We start from the raw sequence: 14,342 nt of genomic DNA on the forward strand, positions 1-14,342 counted from the left end.
ACGAATCGCGGATCAGCGGCCCTCGCGTGCGAGGCGGGACTGACGGTCCTCGTCGCTCTCGTCGGGCACGAAACTGTTCGACGTGACGCCCATCCACACGAGCAGAGGTGCCGCCATGTAGATCGAGCTGTAGGTGCCGACGAAGATACCGAGCGTGATTGCCGCGACGAGGCCGAACAGGCTTTCCGGCCCGAACAGCAGCAGCGGCACCAGCGCGACCAGCAGCGTCAGCGAGGTCATCACGGTACGGGCCAGCGTCTCGTTGACCGACAGGTCGAGCAGTTCGGGAAGCGGCATCCGGCGGTATTTCTTCAGATTTTCGCGGATGCGGTCGTAAACCACGATCGTATCGTTCAGCGAATACCCGATGATCGCCAGGATGGCGGCGATGATCTGAAGGCTGAATTCGAGCTGGAACAGCGCGAACATCCCCAGGGTCAGCGACACGTCGTGGAACAGCGCGAACAGGCCGCCGACGCCGAACTGCCACTCGAAGCGGATCCAGATATAGGCGGCGACCGCGAGCATCGCGGCGACCAGTGCCCAGATGGCATCGTCGCGAAATTCGCCCGAAACCTTGCCGCTGACCGAATCCACGCCATCGATACGAACATCGGGGTGGTCTTCCTCCAGCGCGCCGGTAATCCGGTCGGCCATCCGGTTGGCGTATTCGGGATCGCCGTCCGCTTCGGCGGGAAGCGCGACGCGGATCGACACCTGATTGGGCGCGCCGAAGCGCTGAATCACGGGGTTTTCCACCCCTTCCAGCCCACCGACCGTGGTGCGGATTTCGCCCACCGGTGCCTGCGCCTCACCCACGAAGGTCGCGCGGATTTCCTGGCCGCCGGCGAAATCGACGCCGTAATTGAGGCCGTTCACGGCGACCATGATCCAGCTCGCCGCAATCAGCACGATGCTGACCGCGAAGAACGGAACGCGCCATTTCAGGAAGTGGATATTCGTATCGTCGGGGACGAGTTTCAGGAGCTTCATGGGTCTCGCCTCCTCACAGGTTCAATTCGTTCGGCCGCGCCTTGCGCAGCCATCCGGCGACCCACATGCGGGTCAGGGTCACGGCGGTGAAGACGCTGGTGAACAGGCCGATCACGAGCACCACCGCGAAACCGCGGATCGGGCCCGAGCCGAACAGGAACAGCAGCACCCCGGCGATGAAATTGGTGACGTTCGCGTCGTAGATCGCGCGGCTCGCTTCCTTGTAGCCGGTCTCGACCGCGGCGACCACGCGCCGCCCGCGCTTTCGCTCCTCGCGGATGCGTTCGTTGATCAGCACGTTGGCATCGACCGCCGCACCGATCGTCAGCACGAAACCGGCGATACCGGGCAATGTCAGCGTGGTGTTGAGCACGGCCATGATACCCAGGATCATCAGCACGTTGATGACCAGAGCTGCCGTCGCGTAGAGACCGAACCGGCCATAGGTCGCGATCATCAGCACGATCACCGCGACCGAACCGATCGTCATCGCGAGCAGGCCCGACCGGATCGAATCGGCGCCGAGATCGGGACCGACCGTGCGCTCCTCGATCACCGCCAGATCGACCGGCAGCGCGCCCGACCGCAGCGAGATCGCGAGATTGTTGGCGGTTTCGGTCGTGAACCCGCCGGAGATCGAGGCGCTGCCGCCCAGAATCGGTTCGTTGATATTGGGCGCGGACAGGACCTTGCCGTCGAGGATGATGGCGAAGGGCTTGTTGACGTTCTCGCGCGTCAGATTGGCGAAGCGCGCCCCGCCCTGCTGGTCGAATGTGATCGAGACGACCGGCTCGTTGGTCTGCGGATCGAAGGTCTGCTGCGCGCCGACGAGATTGTCGCCGCGAATGCCGCCCAAACGCCGCACCGCGAGCGAGGTGCCTGCCTGCGCGGTGGTCTCGGCATAGGGTACGATCTCGCTGCCCGGAGGCGCGACACCGGCGGCCACGTCGCTCGGCAAGGCGGTCTGGTCGACCAGCTTGAATTCGAGCCGCGCGGTCTGGCCGAGCAGTTCCTTCAGCGCGTCGGGGTCCTGCAGGCCGGGCACCTGCACGACGATGCGGGTATCGCCCTGGCGGATGATGGTCGGCTCGCGCGTGCCGAGCGAATCGATGCGCTTGCGCACCACTTCCGTGGCGCTGTCCATCGCATCGGTGACGGCCTGTTCGAGGCCCTGTTCGGTCGGCGTCAGGACGAAGCGCGTCTCGTCCACCATCGACAGGTCCCATTCGCGGACCATGCCGTTGCCATTGACCAACGGAAGGATGAGTTCACGCGCACGATCGACCTCGCCCATGTCCTCGACCATGAAGGTCAGACGGCCATCGGCAGTCGAGACGTCGCCGATGCGGATGCGCGGTTCGGCCTGGCGCAAGGCGGTGCGGACCGCCTCTTCCAGGTTCTCGAGCCGCTGCGCGGCGACCTGGGACGGCTCGGCTTCGAGCAGGATGTGGCTGCCGCCTGCAAGGTCGAGCCCGAGATTGACAGTCGGGTCCGGCAGGGCCTCGGGCCATTTCGCACTGGTCATCGAGACCAGCGACGGCAAAGCGGCGAGGATGGCGACGGCCGTGATCAGCCACAGCCAGGTCTTCTTCCAGGTCGGAAAATCGAGCATCGTCGTGTGCGCCGGCTCAGTCGTTCGCGGGCGCAGCGGCGGTGGGCGAAATCACATCGCCGATCGTGCTCTTCACCGCGCGGACCTTCACGCCCTTGCTGATCTCCAGCTCGGCATAGTGTTCGTCGACCTTGGTGACCTTGCCGACCAGTCCCCCTGCGGTGACAACCTCGTCCCCGCGCTTCAGGCCAGCGACCTTCTGCTGATGCGCCTTCTGCTGCTTCATCTGCGGGCGGATGATCAGGAACCAGAAGATCAGGATCATGCCGACGATCGGCAACCAGCTGATCCAGGCGGGCGGCGGCGCGGCGCCGGTGGCTGCGCCTAACATGTAAAGCATCGATGAACTGCCTGTTGTGAAACGATCCGTAGGCCCGCATCTGGGTTGGCACGTGCCGAAATCAAGTCGGCTCGCCGCGCCCGCCCCGCGGGAATGCAGCGGCGCCTAGCAGTATCGCGCGGCCTTGGAAAGACGGCCTTGGAAGGATGGGGGGCCGCTCCGATGCCTGCCAGCCTGATCCCGCCTGACGCGCACCGTGATCAAAGCGGAGCGGATCGGCGCTTGCCATCGCGAAGGCCCCCTCCTATAGGGCCGCCCTCCACTGGTCTCGGGACGTAGCGCAGCCTGGTAGCGCATCACACTGGGGGTGTGGGGGTCGCAGGTTCGAATCCTGTCGTCCCGACCAGTGGAAATTCCCCTTCCTGGCAAGAACCCCGCCCTTTTCGGGACGCGGCGAGGATCTACCTCGTTTCGGCGCGGCAGGCTTCGCGCAGGCGGTCCGCCATATCCTCCAGGCCGATGAAGACCTGCGCTGCATCGGTGTGGCCGCTGTCCAAGACGCTCGCGACCGACAATTGCATCTGCGTGACGCGGTCGATGTTCTGGAGGCTTTCGACGTGTTTGCGGATGACCGCATCGTCGCAGGCGAGTTCATAGGCCAGATCGTTGAGCAGGCGCGAGGCGATACGCAATTCCTCGGCCAAAGCCGCATGAAGCGGGGTCGCGGCGGTATCGGCTGCGACCGGGGCGATCGCGTTCGCCTCGTCCGGCACCGGGATCGGATCGTGCATCATTTCCCGCACGCCCGCATCACTTCGATCGCGAGTTGGCTCGCGGAGACCGCCTGTACCGCCTCGCCGCGTTTCAACCGATACCCGTCATCGGTCGCATTGAAGGCATGGGAGCGCGCCTCGCCAAGCACGCTTGCCGCGCGTTCGCCGTCCTCGCCCCCGGTCCCGAACACCACGCCGACCGCTTCCTCGCCCGCGGCCTTGGCGGCGGAGGCGAACAGGAGCGAGGCGGACGGACGGACGCCGCCGACCGGATCGCGTTCCATCAGGCGGCAATGCCCGCCCGGCCAGGTGTCGAGGACGACGTGCTTGTCCGCTCCGGGCGAGAAATAGATCTTGCCCTGCGCCAGCGTGGTGCCGTCGCTCGCGATCTCCAGCGCGGGCTTAACCTTGCCCGACAGCTCGCCGAGAAGCGCGTAGATCGCTCCCATGTCCATGTTCTGCAAAGCAACCAGAGTGGGCGGGCAATTGTCCGGCAGGCGCGTGAGAAAGCCCTTGAGCGCGTCAAGGCCCGAAGAATCGCAACCGATCAGGAGCGGGCGGCCGTTCCAGTCGATCGGCGGCACCGGCCCATCGTCCTTCGCGGCGGCGGCCTTGGTCAGTTCGGCTTCGCGCTCGGTCTTGATGCACTTGGCGACGTCTTCGATCACCTTCTTCATCATGTCCGGCGGGCCAACCGGTTTGGGGAAGCATCCGATCGCGCCCAGACGCTTCGCTTCCGCGGTGTCGCCCGTCCCTTCGGTCGTGCGGGTCGAGAACATGATGACCGGGAGGGGCCTTGTCGTCATGATCTCTTCGAGAAAGGCGATGCCCGACATGCCCGGCATCTCAACGTCCAGGGTCAGCACGTCGGGATGGAGCTGCGCGATCTTCTCGCGCGCTTCGTCGGCACCATCGGCCTCGCCCACCACGGTGATGTTGCGGATTTCCTCGAGAGCAGAGGTGATCAGGGTTCGCATCATGCGCGAATCGTCGACAACGAGGACTCTGGTCTCGGACATCGTTCGGTCTTTCAGTCAGTATGGGACGGGGACGGCTACGCGGGGCTTCAGGCCGCTTCCGCGGGCGAAGGGTTCGAAAAGGCGAGGCGGTCGAGCGCGAGGATCGAGATCACCCGGTCCTCCACCGTCGCGAGCGCCTCGAGGAAGTTGGGCGCCTGCGGATCGTGGGTGTTCGGCGGCGGTTGCAGATCGTCCTGCGAGACGGTGACGATGTCGTTCACCGCATCGGCGATGATGCCCTGCAACTGGTCGTTGATCGAGGTGACGATGATGACGTGGCGTTCGTCCGTATCGGTCAGACCCCAGCCCAGCTTGGCCTTGAGGTCGACGACCGGAAGGACCACGCCGCGCAGATTGACGACGCCGCGAACGTGCTGTTCGACATTCGGCAGAGGGGTGGTGAGCGACCAGGCGCGGATTTCGCGGATCGCCATGATGTCCATGCCAAGAGTCTGGCCGTTGATCTGGAAGGTGATGAGCTGTCGGTTCATGTCGGTATCTTCGCCTTTCTGGATCAGTGGAGAACGCGGCGGATCGCCACGGCGAGCTTTTCGGGATGGAAGGGCTTGACGATCCAGCCGGTGGCCCCGGCAGCGCGCGCGCGCTGCTTCTTTTCATCCGAGCTTTCGGTGGTCAGAACCAGGATCGGCATCTCGGTGCAGCCCTTGCCGCGCACGGTTTCGATCAGCCCGAAGCCATCGAGGCGCGGCATGTTGATATCGGTGATCAGCAGGTCGGGCTGGTTTCCTTCCAGCTTCTCCAGCGCATGGACACCGTCTTCCGCCTCGACGATGTCGTAGCCGAGATCGGTGAGAGCAGCGCGCAGCAGCATCCGCATGCTGGGAGAATCATCGACAGTGAGTATCGTCTTGGTCACGGAGTGGATCCTCGTGTTTGAAATTCGGGTCAGAAGAATTCGACGTCGCCTTCGCTGGCGGGGGTGGGTTTTGCCACGGGGGTATTAACAACCGTTGGTGGCCCAGCGCCGGTGACGGTGCGGCAGCGGGCCATGCCGAGGCCTGCGCGAAACTCCACGCGCCGCGCGCTGAAGCCGCCGACATCCTCGCCCACCAGCGGGATCTTCTCGTCGCGCAGGAAGGTACGCGCGAAATCGATATTGGACTTGCCGATATCCTTGAACGCGCTGTGCATCCTGGCCCCGCCGAAGATGCGCGCCTTGAGGCGATGGCGCATCGCGCCGCGCTTGAGCATCTCGTTGATGAGCACTTCCATCGCGTGGATGCCGTAGCGCTGGAGATTGCCGGGGTTGTGATCCGATCCGGCGGCGAGGAGATAGTGGTTCAGGCCCCCGACGCGTTCGACGGGATCGTAGAAGCAGCAGGCCACGCAGCTGCCGAGAATGGTGGTCAGCACCACGTCGGCATCGCCACTGACCCGCGCCTCTCCCTGCGCGACGGTGATCTTGCGGAAATCGTCCCGGCGAGAAAGCGTGCTCATGCCCGGCACCATTCGAGAGCGCGCGCACCGATTCGGCGCAGGGGCAATTGTTCGGTCACCGCGCCGCATGCGAAGGCTTCGGCGGGCATTCCGTAGACGATGCTGCTGGCCTGATCCTGACCCAGCGTCATCGCACCGGCGTTGCGCATGGCAAGCAGGCCCTTCGCGCCATCATTGCCCATGCCCGTCAGGATCATGCCGAGCGCATTGGCGCCGGCGAAGCGTGCCAGCGAATGGAACAGGCGATCGACCGAGGGGCGATGGCCGTTCATCTTGTCTCCTTCGATCAACCGGCAATGCAACCTCGACGGATCGCCCGCGATTTCGAGATGCTGGAGGCCGCCGGGTGCAAGATACACCTTGCCGGGCGCCAGCACCGCGCCCGGACGCGCTTCTTCCACGCTCGGCGGGCAAAGGCGATCAAGCCGGTCCGCGAAGCTCTTGGTGAAGCTTTCCGGCATATGCTGGACGATGACGGTGGGCGGGCAATCGACGGGGAAATTGCGGAGCAATTCGATCAGCGTTTCGACGCCGCCGGTAGAAGCGCCGATTCCGATCACGCTGCGATCGCGGGCGCGATAGGTCGTCGCGGCCTTGGCCTGCGCCGGGCTCTGTACTCTCGCTGCTCGGTTCCCGAATCCGGGCGAGGTGCGAGCCTTCGCGGCGGTGAAGACCAGATCGACGAGCGAGGACTTGCCTGCTTCGCCCCGCAGGGAGAGATCGCGCTTGTCGAAGCAACCGATGGCACCGATTTCGAGCGCGGTGAGGCTGGCCTCGGCGCCCTCGCTGGTCAGGGAAGATACCATGACCACCGGCGTCGGGCGCAGGGTCATGATCCGTTCGAGGAATTCGAGCCCGGACATCCCGTCCATTTCGATATCGAGAGTCACGACATCCGGGTCGAGCGCCTTGATCATCTGGCGCGCTTCCTGCGCGCTGGAGGCGATACCGACGACCGAAATCGCGTCCGAACCCTCCAGCTCGCGGCTGACGAGCTGCTGCATCGTCCGGGAATCGTCGACCACGAGAGCGCGAACAGTCATTAGGCGACCTTCCGGTAAGATGTGCGTCCGACGATTTCGAACCGCGGAGCGACGCTGGGATCGAGCCGCTCCGAATGGCCGATGCACAGCAGACCACCCAAAGCGAGACGATCGGCCAGACGCGCCTGCAATTTCGCCTTGGTGGGACCGTCAAAATAGATCATCACGTTGCGGCAGAAGATCGCATCGAACATCGTTCGGATCGGCCAGTCACCGAGGAGATTGAGCGAATTGAACGTGATCGCATCGCGCAGCATGGAATCGACCTGGAACTGGTCGCCCGGCTTCTTCTTCAGCCACGTCTTCGCCAGCGGCGCGGGCACCGGCTCCACCGTCTGCGCACAATAGATGCCCTCCCTCGCCCCGGCCAGCGCGCTGGCGGAGATATCGGTGGCGAGCATACGGAAATCCTGGGCCAGGAGCTTGCCCGTCTTCGTCCGGTCGCTGCCGAACATGGCCATCAGCCAGCTATAGGGCTCCTCCCCGCTCGAACAGGCCGCCGACCACAGGCGAACGCGCCCTCGCCCTTCCAGCCGCGCTTTCAGATCGGGCCAGGCGAGCGTGTTGAAATCCTCGAAGTGATGCCCCTCGCGAAAGAAGAAGGTGTGATTGGTCGTCAGCGCATCGATCATCCGATTGCGCTCGACGGGATCGTTCTCGATCCTTTGCAGGTATTCTGCCACGCTGCCGAGCCCGCACGCGCGCACACGCGGGGCGAGGCGACCATAGACGAGCTGCATTTTCGAGTCGGGCAGCAGGATGCCGACCTCGCGATAGGCGAGGTCCGCTACCGCGCGGTGATCCGCCGCGTCGAAGGCGAATTCCCGTCCACGCTGGGTTGGCTCGGCTGGCTGGGCCATCGCGCTCATGCCGCGCTCGCAAGGCTGGGCGTGCCGCGCATGTCGCGATGCGATGCGACCAGTTCATGCGCATCGACGATGAGGGCGACCTTCCCGTTGCCGAGGATCGTGGCCCCCGCCACGCCGTCGATCGGCTGGAAATTGGCTTCCAGACTCTTGACCACGACCTGGCGCTGATCGTTGATCGCATCGACCATCAGGGCGACCTGGCCCTTGTCGCTGTCGACCACGACGAGGACGCAATCGGACGGATTGCGCGGTTTGTCATCGACCTTCAGCGCGTGGGCGACCGACACGATCGGCACATAGCTTCCGCGCACGTTGAGCAGATGGTCGGAGCGACCATAGGCTTCGATCGTATCCGCAGTAGGACGTACGTTCTCGACGACATGCGAGAGCGGTATCACCATCGTCTGGTCGCCGACCGTCACGACCATACCGTCCAAGACGGCCAGCGTGAGCGGGAGGCTGAGCGAGAACGTCGAGCCCTTACCCGGTTCGGAAGAGATCGCGATCCGGCCGCCGAGCGCCTGAATGTTCTTGCGCACGACGTCCATGCCCACGCCGCGACCCGAAATGCTCGAGACGACTTCGGCGGTGGAGAATCCGGGGGCGAAGATGAGCTGATCGATTTCCTCGTCGCTCAGCACGGCATCGCTATGTACGATCCCGCGTTCGATGGCGCGTTCGCGAACCTTGGCGCGATTGATCCCGCGACCGTCGTCGCTCACCGCGATGACGATACGACCGGACTGGTGCGTTGCGGAGAGGCGGATCAGCCCTTCTGCGCTCTTGCCCGCTTCGATCCGGCCCTCGGTGCTTTCCAGCCCGTGATCGACAGCATTGCGGATAAGATGCGTCAGCGGTTCGCCGATGCGCTCGATGACGGTCTTGTCGACTTCCGTCATCTCGCCTTCGAATTCGATGCGGACCTTCTTCTTCGTTTCCGCCTCGAGATCGCGGATGAGGCGCGGAATGCGGCTGTAGACCGTCTTCATCGGCTGCGCGCGGATCGCCATCGTCGATTCCTGCAAGTCGCGCGTCAGCAGTTCGAGATCGGCCAGTTCGTCGGCATGGGCGGCGTTACGATCCAGCAGTCGCTGGGACAGCATGGCCTGTGTGATGACCAGCTCGCCGACGAGGTTCACCAGACGGTCGAGCCGATCGAGATCGACGCGGATGGTCTGCGAAACCGGAGCCGCAGCCGGTTTTTCCACGGCGCGGGGCGGAGCCGGAGGAGCGGGCGCAGCGACAGGTTCGGATGCTTTTGCGGCCGCGGGTGCCTGTTCCGTTTCAGGCGAAGGGACAGGGGCGGGAACGGGTTCTGGAACCACCACGGGCTCGACCGGCGCATCGGGCAGCGGTTCGGCCTGGACAGTCGGGCTTTCGAGGACTGGCTGCTCCGGCGCGGAAGGCTGCGCAAGCGGTGTGAGCGTGTAGCAATCGGGCTCGAAAAATTCGAACACCGAACGAATCTCGTCTTCCGCGAGGGCCGAGGGAAGCACCATCGTCCAGCGCAGATAACCGAGCGAGGCATCAAGCGCTTCGAGCTGAGGGAGGCTATCGGTGTGACAGCATCGGTTCACGGCGCCCAGACCATGCAATTCGCGCAATACGAGCAGGGGTTCGCCGCCATTGGCGAAGGCCCGCGCGCCGGGCGCATATTCGAGCAGCCAGCCGCCAGCCTCCGCTACCCCACTATCGGGGGCGCTCACTTCAGGCTCGCTCTCGACGGTGGTTTCGGTGCTGGCTGCGACGGAAAGATCGTCCGTTTCGCTCTGCGACGCGCCGAAATCGGGCAGGTCTAGCATAGCCATCAGGTCGTCGAAATCGTCGCCGCCAGCCGATGCGCCGGTTTCCGGGGCAGTCGGTTCGGACGGTGTCTCGGCCTGAGCCGGTTCGGGCACTGCGGGCTCCGGCGTTCCCTCGCACCGCGCGATCAATTGGCCGATCATGGCCGCATCGTCAGGCGCGTCGCTATGGCTTCTGGCACTCGCTACGTGGTCCGACAGAATATCGAAGGCCCGGACGAGCAGCGACAGCAGATCGTCATCGAGAGCGATCTTGCCCGAGCGCACCAGATCGAGCAGCGATTCGAATTCGTGCGCGTATTTCTGAAGGCGCTCCAATCCGAAGGCGCCCGCGCCTCCCTTGATCGAGTGTACGTGACGGAAGATCGTGTTGATCGTCTCGGGATCCTGCTCGTCGCCGTTCAATTCGGCGAAACAGGATTCCAACCCGGCCAGCCCTTCCTCGCATTCCTGGAAGAAGATCGCCTCGATTTCATTCATGTCCATTTTTCAAATCCCTCGATCAATGGACGACGAGATCGTCGAGACCGGCAAGGTCGGCCATGTCCGCCAGCCGATTGCTGCACGGGTCGACGCTGAACGACAGCCCCGCAGCAATTGCGGACGCTCGGGCTGCGAGCAGGACCTGGAGACCGGCCAGGCCGATGCGCTCCACCTGCCCGCCATCAATGGCGACCGGTTCCTTCGCGTTGATCCGTTCGATGACGGCTTGCGCCAGTCGTTCGGCTTCTCCGACGGTGATGTTCGATGGCAATTCAAGCGACATCGCTTCTTTCCTGGGCTTGAGTGCAGCGTGAGCGGGTAACCGAAAGGATCAGAATTCCGACCAATCGTCCTCGGCGAGCATCGCGCCGCCACCGCCACCGCCAGCAGCCACGCGCTTGGGCGCAACCGACGCTTCCTGCCGGGGCGCGGGTTCGGCTCGCGTGGCGCTTGCCGCGCGCGCCTGGAGGCGGTGCACCGGGTTGGCCGGCACACTGCTGCCCTTGCCGTCGCGCACACGGAACTGCGCGATCTTCTGGTTGAGCGTTTCGGCTTCCTCGGCCAGGCTGCGTGCCGCCGCGGTCGCTTCTTCCACCATCGCCGCGTTCTGCTGAGTCACCCCATCCATCTCGCTGACAGCGGTGTTGACTTGCTGGAGCCCGGTCGACTGCTGCTTGGCGGAGGCCGCGATGGTCCCGACCAGATCGGAAATCTCGGCGATGCGGCCGATGATCCGTTCGAGCGCCTGGCCCGTTTCGCTGACCAGAGCGACCCCATGTTCGACCTGATCGGTCGAAGCGGTGATCTTTTCCTTCACGTCCTTGGCCGCTTCCGCCGAACGCTGGGCCAGGGCCCGGACTTCCGACGCGACGACGGCGAACCCCTTGCCGGCATCGCCGGCGCGAGCCGCTTCAACGCCTGCGTTGAGAGCAAGGAGATTGGTCTGGAACGCGATCCCGTCGATCACGCTGATGATTTCGCTGATTTCGTTCGAGGCGCGCTCGATACCGTTCATCGATTCCACCGCACGGCGCACGACTTCGCCCGAGCGTTCGGCATCGCCGCGCGTTTCGCTGACGATGCTGTCGGCGCGGCTCGCGCCTTCTGCGGTTTCCCGGACGGTGCCGGTGATCTCATCCATGGCGGCGGCGGTTTGTTCGAGGCTGGCCGCCTGCTGTTCGGTCCGCTGCGACAGGTCATCCGATGCCTGACGGATGTCGCTGGCGCCGTTGCCGATCCCGTTGGCGGCTTCCATCACGCTCGCCATGACCTCGCTGAGCGAATCGATCGCGCCGTTGAAGTCCGAACGCAATTGCTCGTAATCGCGCGGGAAGGGCTCTTCGATGCGGCACGTAAGATCGCTCTTCGCCAGGCGCGAAAGCCCATCGCCTAGCGCACCGACGATCTGCTGCTGTGCTTCGGCTGCATCGCGCACCTGTTCGCCATGCTGGCGGAAGGTGTCCATCGCCTTAGTCATGCGGCCGACACAGTCGGTATATTGCGTACGCTCGATCGGGCTGGAAAGATCGCCGGCGGCAAGGCCTTCCATCCTCACGACGGTGTCGACGTAGGGATCGCAAACGATCTTCTTGAAGGCGAAGCCGAGGGCAATGGTCATCACGACCGCAATGGTCTCCGCAGTCAGGACGGCAGCGGATACCGTTTCGTTTGACAGGATCGTCAACAGGAACGGGATCGCCGAAAGCAAGGCGAAGACCGCAATCATGACGTCGAATTTCCGCCGGATAGGCGCTTGCTCGCGAAACCAGGTAACCATATTCGAGCATCCTAAATCGATCGGCAGGGCCGAAAGGTGAGGGGTGAATGCCGGACGATTACGCATTATGCGCTAAATTAAAGTTAACGACCCGGATGCTGACAAAAACCGCCGGAATTCAAGTCGCCTCACCCCCTCGCTCACGCACAGTCAAACGCAGTCAGGATTTGCGCGAAGGCGCGTTGGCGCATCTGCTGGCGCAATCATTCGAAGGGAATTGCGCAGCGTCGGGCGGAATAGTTGAACCATCTCTTCCCACGATTACCAAGCATTAACCAAAAAATGCGTAATCCTCGCTCCATGTCGCGAGCGACCGGAACCAGATTTGCTTCGAACTGGCTTGGCCCGGTTCTGTTTGCCGGCCTGTATGGCGGCATGGCCGCTCTGTCTTTGGCGACGACCCAGACGGAGATGGGCATCGCGATCATCTGGCCGTCCAGCGGCGTCCTGGTGGCCGGGCTTCTGCTGATAGGAACGGCATCGCGAGCGATGTTGCTGGGCATGATCGTGCCGGTCAGCGTGCTCGTCAATCTGGCGTTCGGCGCGTCGCTCGGCCTGGCTCTGGGACTGACGCTCGCCAACGTCCTCGAAGGATTCCTCGCGGCCAGAATCGCCTGTGGGGCTAACGGTAAATGCGGACAATTCGACAATCCGCAGTGGGTGTTGCGATTTGCCTTCGCCGCGATCTGCGCATCCGCCGCGAGCGCGATCACGGCATCGATCGCGGCGGGCTCGCTTGGCGATCCGTCCTTCCTCTATTCCTGGTTTGCGACCGTCCTGCTCGGAATGCTGATTGTTGCGCCTGTCATCGTGAGCGGCGTCCGATCGTTCTCGCGCAAAGACCGGGCGAAGATCGACGTAACAAAAGCCTGGGCCGCAGGCGTTTTCGCACTCCTCTCCATCACCGCAACCTTCGCGCAGACACACTACCCGCTCCTGTTCCTCCCCGTCGTCGCGACCGTCCTGCTGACCTTCGTTCTCGGTGTAACCGGCGCCCTGATAATGACCTGCGCGATCACCGTCGCGGCGACAATGTCGGTCATTTACGGGTCGAGCCCGATCGCCTTCATTCCGGGACGGCTCGAGCAGATCTATTTCACGCAATTCTATCTCGCCATGATCTTCGTCTCGGCTCTGCCCCTGGCGGCGCTGCTGGCCCGATCCCGCTCCCAGATGGCGGAAATCGCGCGGCGGAAGGCGCAACATGACGCCGCGCAGGCCTTCGCCCATGTGGGCCACTGGCGATATTGCCTGAAGACCAATACCAGCGAATGGTCCGACGGGATGTTCGCGATCTACGGCCTCGACCCCAGGGTCGATCCGGCGCGCAATCTCGAACATGGCTCGATCATCGAGGAGGATTCGGAGGCCGTGCGCGCGGTCCTGGAAAGGGCCGTGATCGACCGGCAGCCATTTATTCTCGAAGCGAGGATCAGGACGCAATCGGGCGAAATCCGGCACATCGAATCGCTCGGTGACGTGGAGATCGAGGACGGCAATGTCGTCGCGATCTTCGGCGTCCTGAAGGATGTCACCGCACATGTCGCGGCCCTGCAACAGATCGAAGCCGAGAAAGAGCGCGCCGAGGCGCTGGCGGACAAGTCGCTTCGCCTGTCGGAAACCGACCAGCTCACGGGGATCGCCAATCGGCGCAAGCTGCTCGAAACCCTCGACCGGGAGATTGCCCGGACTCAACGCGAGGGAACGGATTTGTCGATCGTCATGATCGATGTCGATCACTTCAAGTCGATCAACGACCGCTATGGTCACGGGGTTGGTGACGAAGTGCTGAAACATATCGCGAATTTGGGATCGACGGCGCTGCGGAGAGGCGATCTGTTCGGTCGGCTCGGCGGCGAGGAGTTTCTCGCCATCCTCCCCTCCGCATCGCCCCGGGCCGCGATGCGGATCGGCGAGCGGCTGCGCCGCAAATGCGAGGATCTCGACTGGGGAAAAATCGCGAATGTCGAGGGAGTTACAATCAGTCTGGGAGTCGCGCGGTATCAGTTCGGCCATGACGAGACGAGCCTGCTCCATGCGGCCGATACGGCGCTCTATTTCTCCAAGGGCGCGGGGCGTAATCGCCTGACAGTCGCGGATCAGACGTCTCCCCTGTCGGAGGGTTCACCCGTCGGGGTCACGCCCCGCTGACAGGCGATCCAAAGACCGATTTCGCGATGTAGTCCGATATCTAGTTACGCAGATCCCACCCAGAATTCGCTTTCCTACATGA

At 63.8% G+C, this 14,342-nt stretch carries 14 protein-coding genes and 1 tRNA gene; 2 read left to right on the top strand and 13 right to left on the bottom strand.

All coding sequences use genetic code 11. The annotated features are described in order from the left end of the window. Positions 1-12: 12 nt before the first annotated feature. Genes secF through yajC form a run of 3 tightly spaced genes read right to left on the bottom strand, consistent with a single transcriptional unit; the run spans position 13 to position 2,945 of the window. Positions 13-993, bottom strand: coding sequence for a protein translocase subunit SecF (secF, locus tag GRI47_RS06895; protein WP_160660555.1), 981 nt, complete (start codon positions 991-993; stop codon positions 13-15). A gap of 13 nt (positions 994-1,006) precedes the next feature. Next, entirely contained in the window at positions 1,007-2,605 is a 1,599-nt protein-coding gene (gene secD, locus GRI47_RS06900) for a protein translocase subunit SecD (protein WP_160660556.1), read from the bottom strand. A 16-nt stretch (positions 2,606-2,621) separates the two neighbouring features. Then, on the bottom strand, positions 2,622-2,945 hold the full coding sequence (gene yajC / locus GRI47_RS06905) for a preprotein translocase subunit YajC (RefSeq protein WP_202387194.1): 324 nt from the start codon (positions 2,943-2,945) through the stop codon (positions 2,622-2,624). A 269-nt stretch (positions 2,946-3,214) separates the two neighbouring features. Between yajC and GRI47_RS06910 the strand changes: the two genes are divergently transcribed. Then, a tRNA-Pro gene (locus tag GRI47_RS06910) sits at positions 3,215-3,291 on the top strand. Between the two features lie 55 nt (positions 3,292-3,346). On the opposite strand, the gene GRI47_RS06915 is transcribed toward GRI47_RS06910, so the two are convergent. Genes GRI47_RS06915 through GRI47_RS06960 form a run of 10 tightly spaced genes read right to left on the bottom strand, consistent with a single transcriptional unit; the run spans position 3,347 to position 12,109 of the window. After that, positions 3,347-3,679, bottom strand: coding sequence for a hypothetical protein (locus tag GRI47_RS06915; RefSeq protein ID WP_160660557.1), 333 nt, complete (start codon positions 3,677-3,679; stop codon positions 3,347-3,349). Further along, a complete protein-coding gene (locus GRI47_RS06920; RefSeq protein WP_160660558.1) occupies positions 3,676-4,677 on the bottom strand; it encodes a response regulator in 1,002 nt (333 codons plus the stop codon). Before GRI47_RS06920 ends, GRI47_RS06915 begins: the two co-directional genes overlap by 4 nt. A 47-nt stretch (positions 4,678-4,724) precedes the next feature. After that, positions 4,725-5,168, bottom strand: a complete 444-nt coding sequence (locus GRI47_RS06925) for a chemotaxis protein CheW (RefSeq protein WP_160660559.1) — start codon at positions 5,166-5,168, stop codon at positions 4,725-4,727. A 23-nt stretch (positions 5,169-5,191) separates the two neighbouring features. Continuing rightward, entirely contained in the window at positions 5,192-5,554 is a 363-nt protein-coding gene (locus GRI47_RS06930; protein WP_160660560.1) for a response regulator, read from the bottom strand. Positions 5,555-5,583: 29 nt separating this feature from the next. After that, on the bottom strand, positions 5,584-6,135 hold the full coding sequence (locus tag GRI47_RS06935) for a chemotaxis protein CheD (protein ID WP_237452636.1): 552 nt from the start codon (positions 6,133-6,135) through the stop codon (positions 5,584-5,586). Continuing rightward, positions 6,132-7,178, bottom strand: coding sequence for a protein-glutamate methylesterase/protein-glutamine glutaminase (locus GRI47_RS06940; protein WP_160660562.1), 1,047 nt, complete (start codon positions 7,176-7,178; stop codon positions 6,132-6,134). The genes GRI47_RS06935 and GRI47_RS06940 overlap by 4 nt, the downstream gene beginning before the upstream one ends. Further along, positions 7,178-8,047 carry a CheR family methyltransferase gene (locus tag GRI47_RS06945; protein WP_237452637.1) on the bottom strand — a complete coding sequence of 290 codons (870 nt, stop codon included), beginning with the start codon at positions 8,045-8,047 and terminating at the stop codon, positions 7,178-7,180. The genes GRI47_RS06940 and GRI47_RS06945 overlap by 1 nt, the downstream gene beginning before the upstream one ends. After that, complete coding sequence (locus GRI47_RS06950; protein WP_160660563.1) at positions 8,044-10,335, bottom strand: chemotaxis protein CheA; 2,292 nt, start codon at positions 10,333-10,335, stop codon at positions 8,044-8,046. The genes GRI47_RS06945 and GRI47_RS06950 overlap by 4 nt, the downstream gene beginning before the upstream one ends. Positions 10,336-10,351: 16 nt before the next feature. Next, on the bottom strand, positions 10,352-10,615 hold the full coding sequence (locus GRI47_RS06955; RefSeq protein ID WP_160660564.1) for an STAS domain-containing protein: 264 nt from the start codon (positions 10,613-10,615) through the stop codon (positions 10,352-10,354). Between the two features lie 48 nt (positions 10,616-10,663). Next, complete coding sequence (locus GRI47_RS06960) at positions 10,664-12,109, bottom strand: methyl-accepting chemotaxis protein (RefSeq protein WP_160660565.1); 1,446 nt, start codon at positions 12,107-12,109, stop codon at positions 10,664-10,666. Between the two features lie 300 nt (positions 12,110-12,409). Here GRI47_RS06960 and GRI47_RS06965 point away from each other — a divergent pair, with 300 nt between their 5' ends. Beyond that, a complete protein-coding gene (locus GRI47_RS06965; RefSeq protein ID WP_272916515.1) occupies positions 12,410-14,260 on the top strand; it encodes a sensor domain-containing diguanylate cyclase in 1,851 nt (616 codons plus the stop codon). Positions 14,261-14,342: the final 82 nt, after the last annotated feature.

It is taken from the genome of Qipengyuania pelagi, assembly GCF_009827295.1.
In the GTDB taxonomy this organism is placed as follows: domain Bacteria; phylum Pseudomonadota; class Alphaproteobacteria; order Sphingomonadales; family Sphingomonadaceae; genus Qipengyuania; species Qipengyuania pelagi.

Excerpts from the sequence above, each read along its gene's own strand:
- GRI47_RS06950 (WP_160660563.1), bottom strand. The coding sequence starts at position 10,335 with ATGGACATGAATGAAATCGAGGCGATCTTCTTCCAGGAATGCGAGGAA.
- GRI47_RS06965 (WP_272916515.1), top strand. The coding sequence starts at position 12,410 with ATGTCGCGAGCGACCGGAACCAGATTTGCTTCGAACTGGCTTGGCCCG.
- GRI47_RS06940 (WP_160660562.1), bottom strand. The coding sequence starts at position 7,178 with ATGACTGTTCGCGCTCTCGTGGTCGACGATTCCCGGACGATGCAGCAG.
- secD (WP_160660556.1), bottom strand. The coding sequence starts at position 2,605 with ATGCTCGATTTTCCGACCTGGAAGAAGACCTGGCTGTGGCTGATCACG.
- yajC (WP_202387194.1), bottom strand. The coding sequence starts at position 2,945 with ATGCTTTACATGTTAGGCGCAGCCACCGGCGCCGCGCCGCCGCCCGCC.
- GRI47_RS06925 (WP_160660559.1), bottom strand. The coding sequence starts at position 5,168 with ATGAACCGACAGCTCATCACCTTCCAGATCAACGGCCAGACTCTTGGC.
- secF (WP_160660555.1), bottom strand. The coding sequence starts at position 993 with ATGAAGCTCCTGAAACTCGTCCCCGACGATACGAATATCCACTTCCTG.
- GRI47_RS06920 (WP_160660558.1), bottom strand. The coding sequence starts at position 4,677 with ATGTCCGAGACCAGAGTCCTCGTTGTCGACGATTCGCGCATGATGCGA.
- GRI47_RS06960 (WP_160660565.1), bottom strand. The coding sequence starts at position 12,109 with ATGGTTACCTGGTTTCGCGAGCAAGCGCCTATCCGGCGGAAATTCGAC.
- GRI47_RS06955 (WP_160660564.1), bottom strand. The coding sequence starts at position 10,615 with ATGTCGCTTGAATTGCCATCGAACATCACCGTCGGAGAAGCCGAACGA.
- GRI47_RS06935 (WP_237452636.1), bottom strand. The coding sequence starts at position 6,135 with ATGAGCACGCTTTCTCGCCGGGACGATTTCCGCAAGATCACCGTCGCG.
- GRI47_RS06915 (WP_160660557.1), bottom strand. The coding sequence starts at position 3,679 with ATGATGCACGATCCGATCCCGGTGCCGGACGAGGCGAACGCGATCGCC.
- GRI47_RS06945 (WP_237452637.1), bottom strand. The coding sequence starts at position 8,047 with ATGAGCGCGATGGCCCAGCCAGCCGAGCCAACCCAGCGTGGACGGGAA.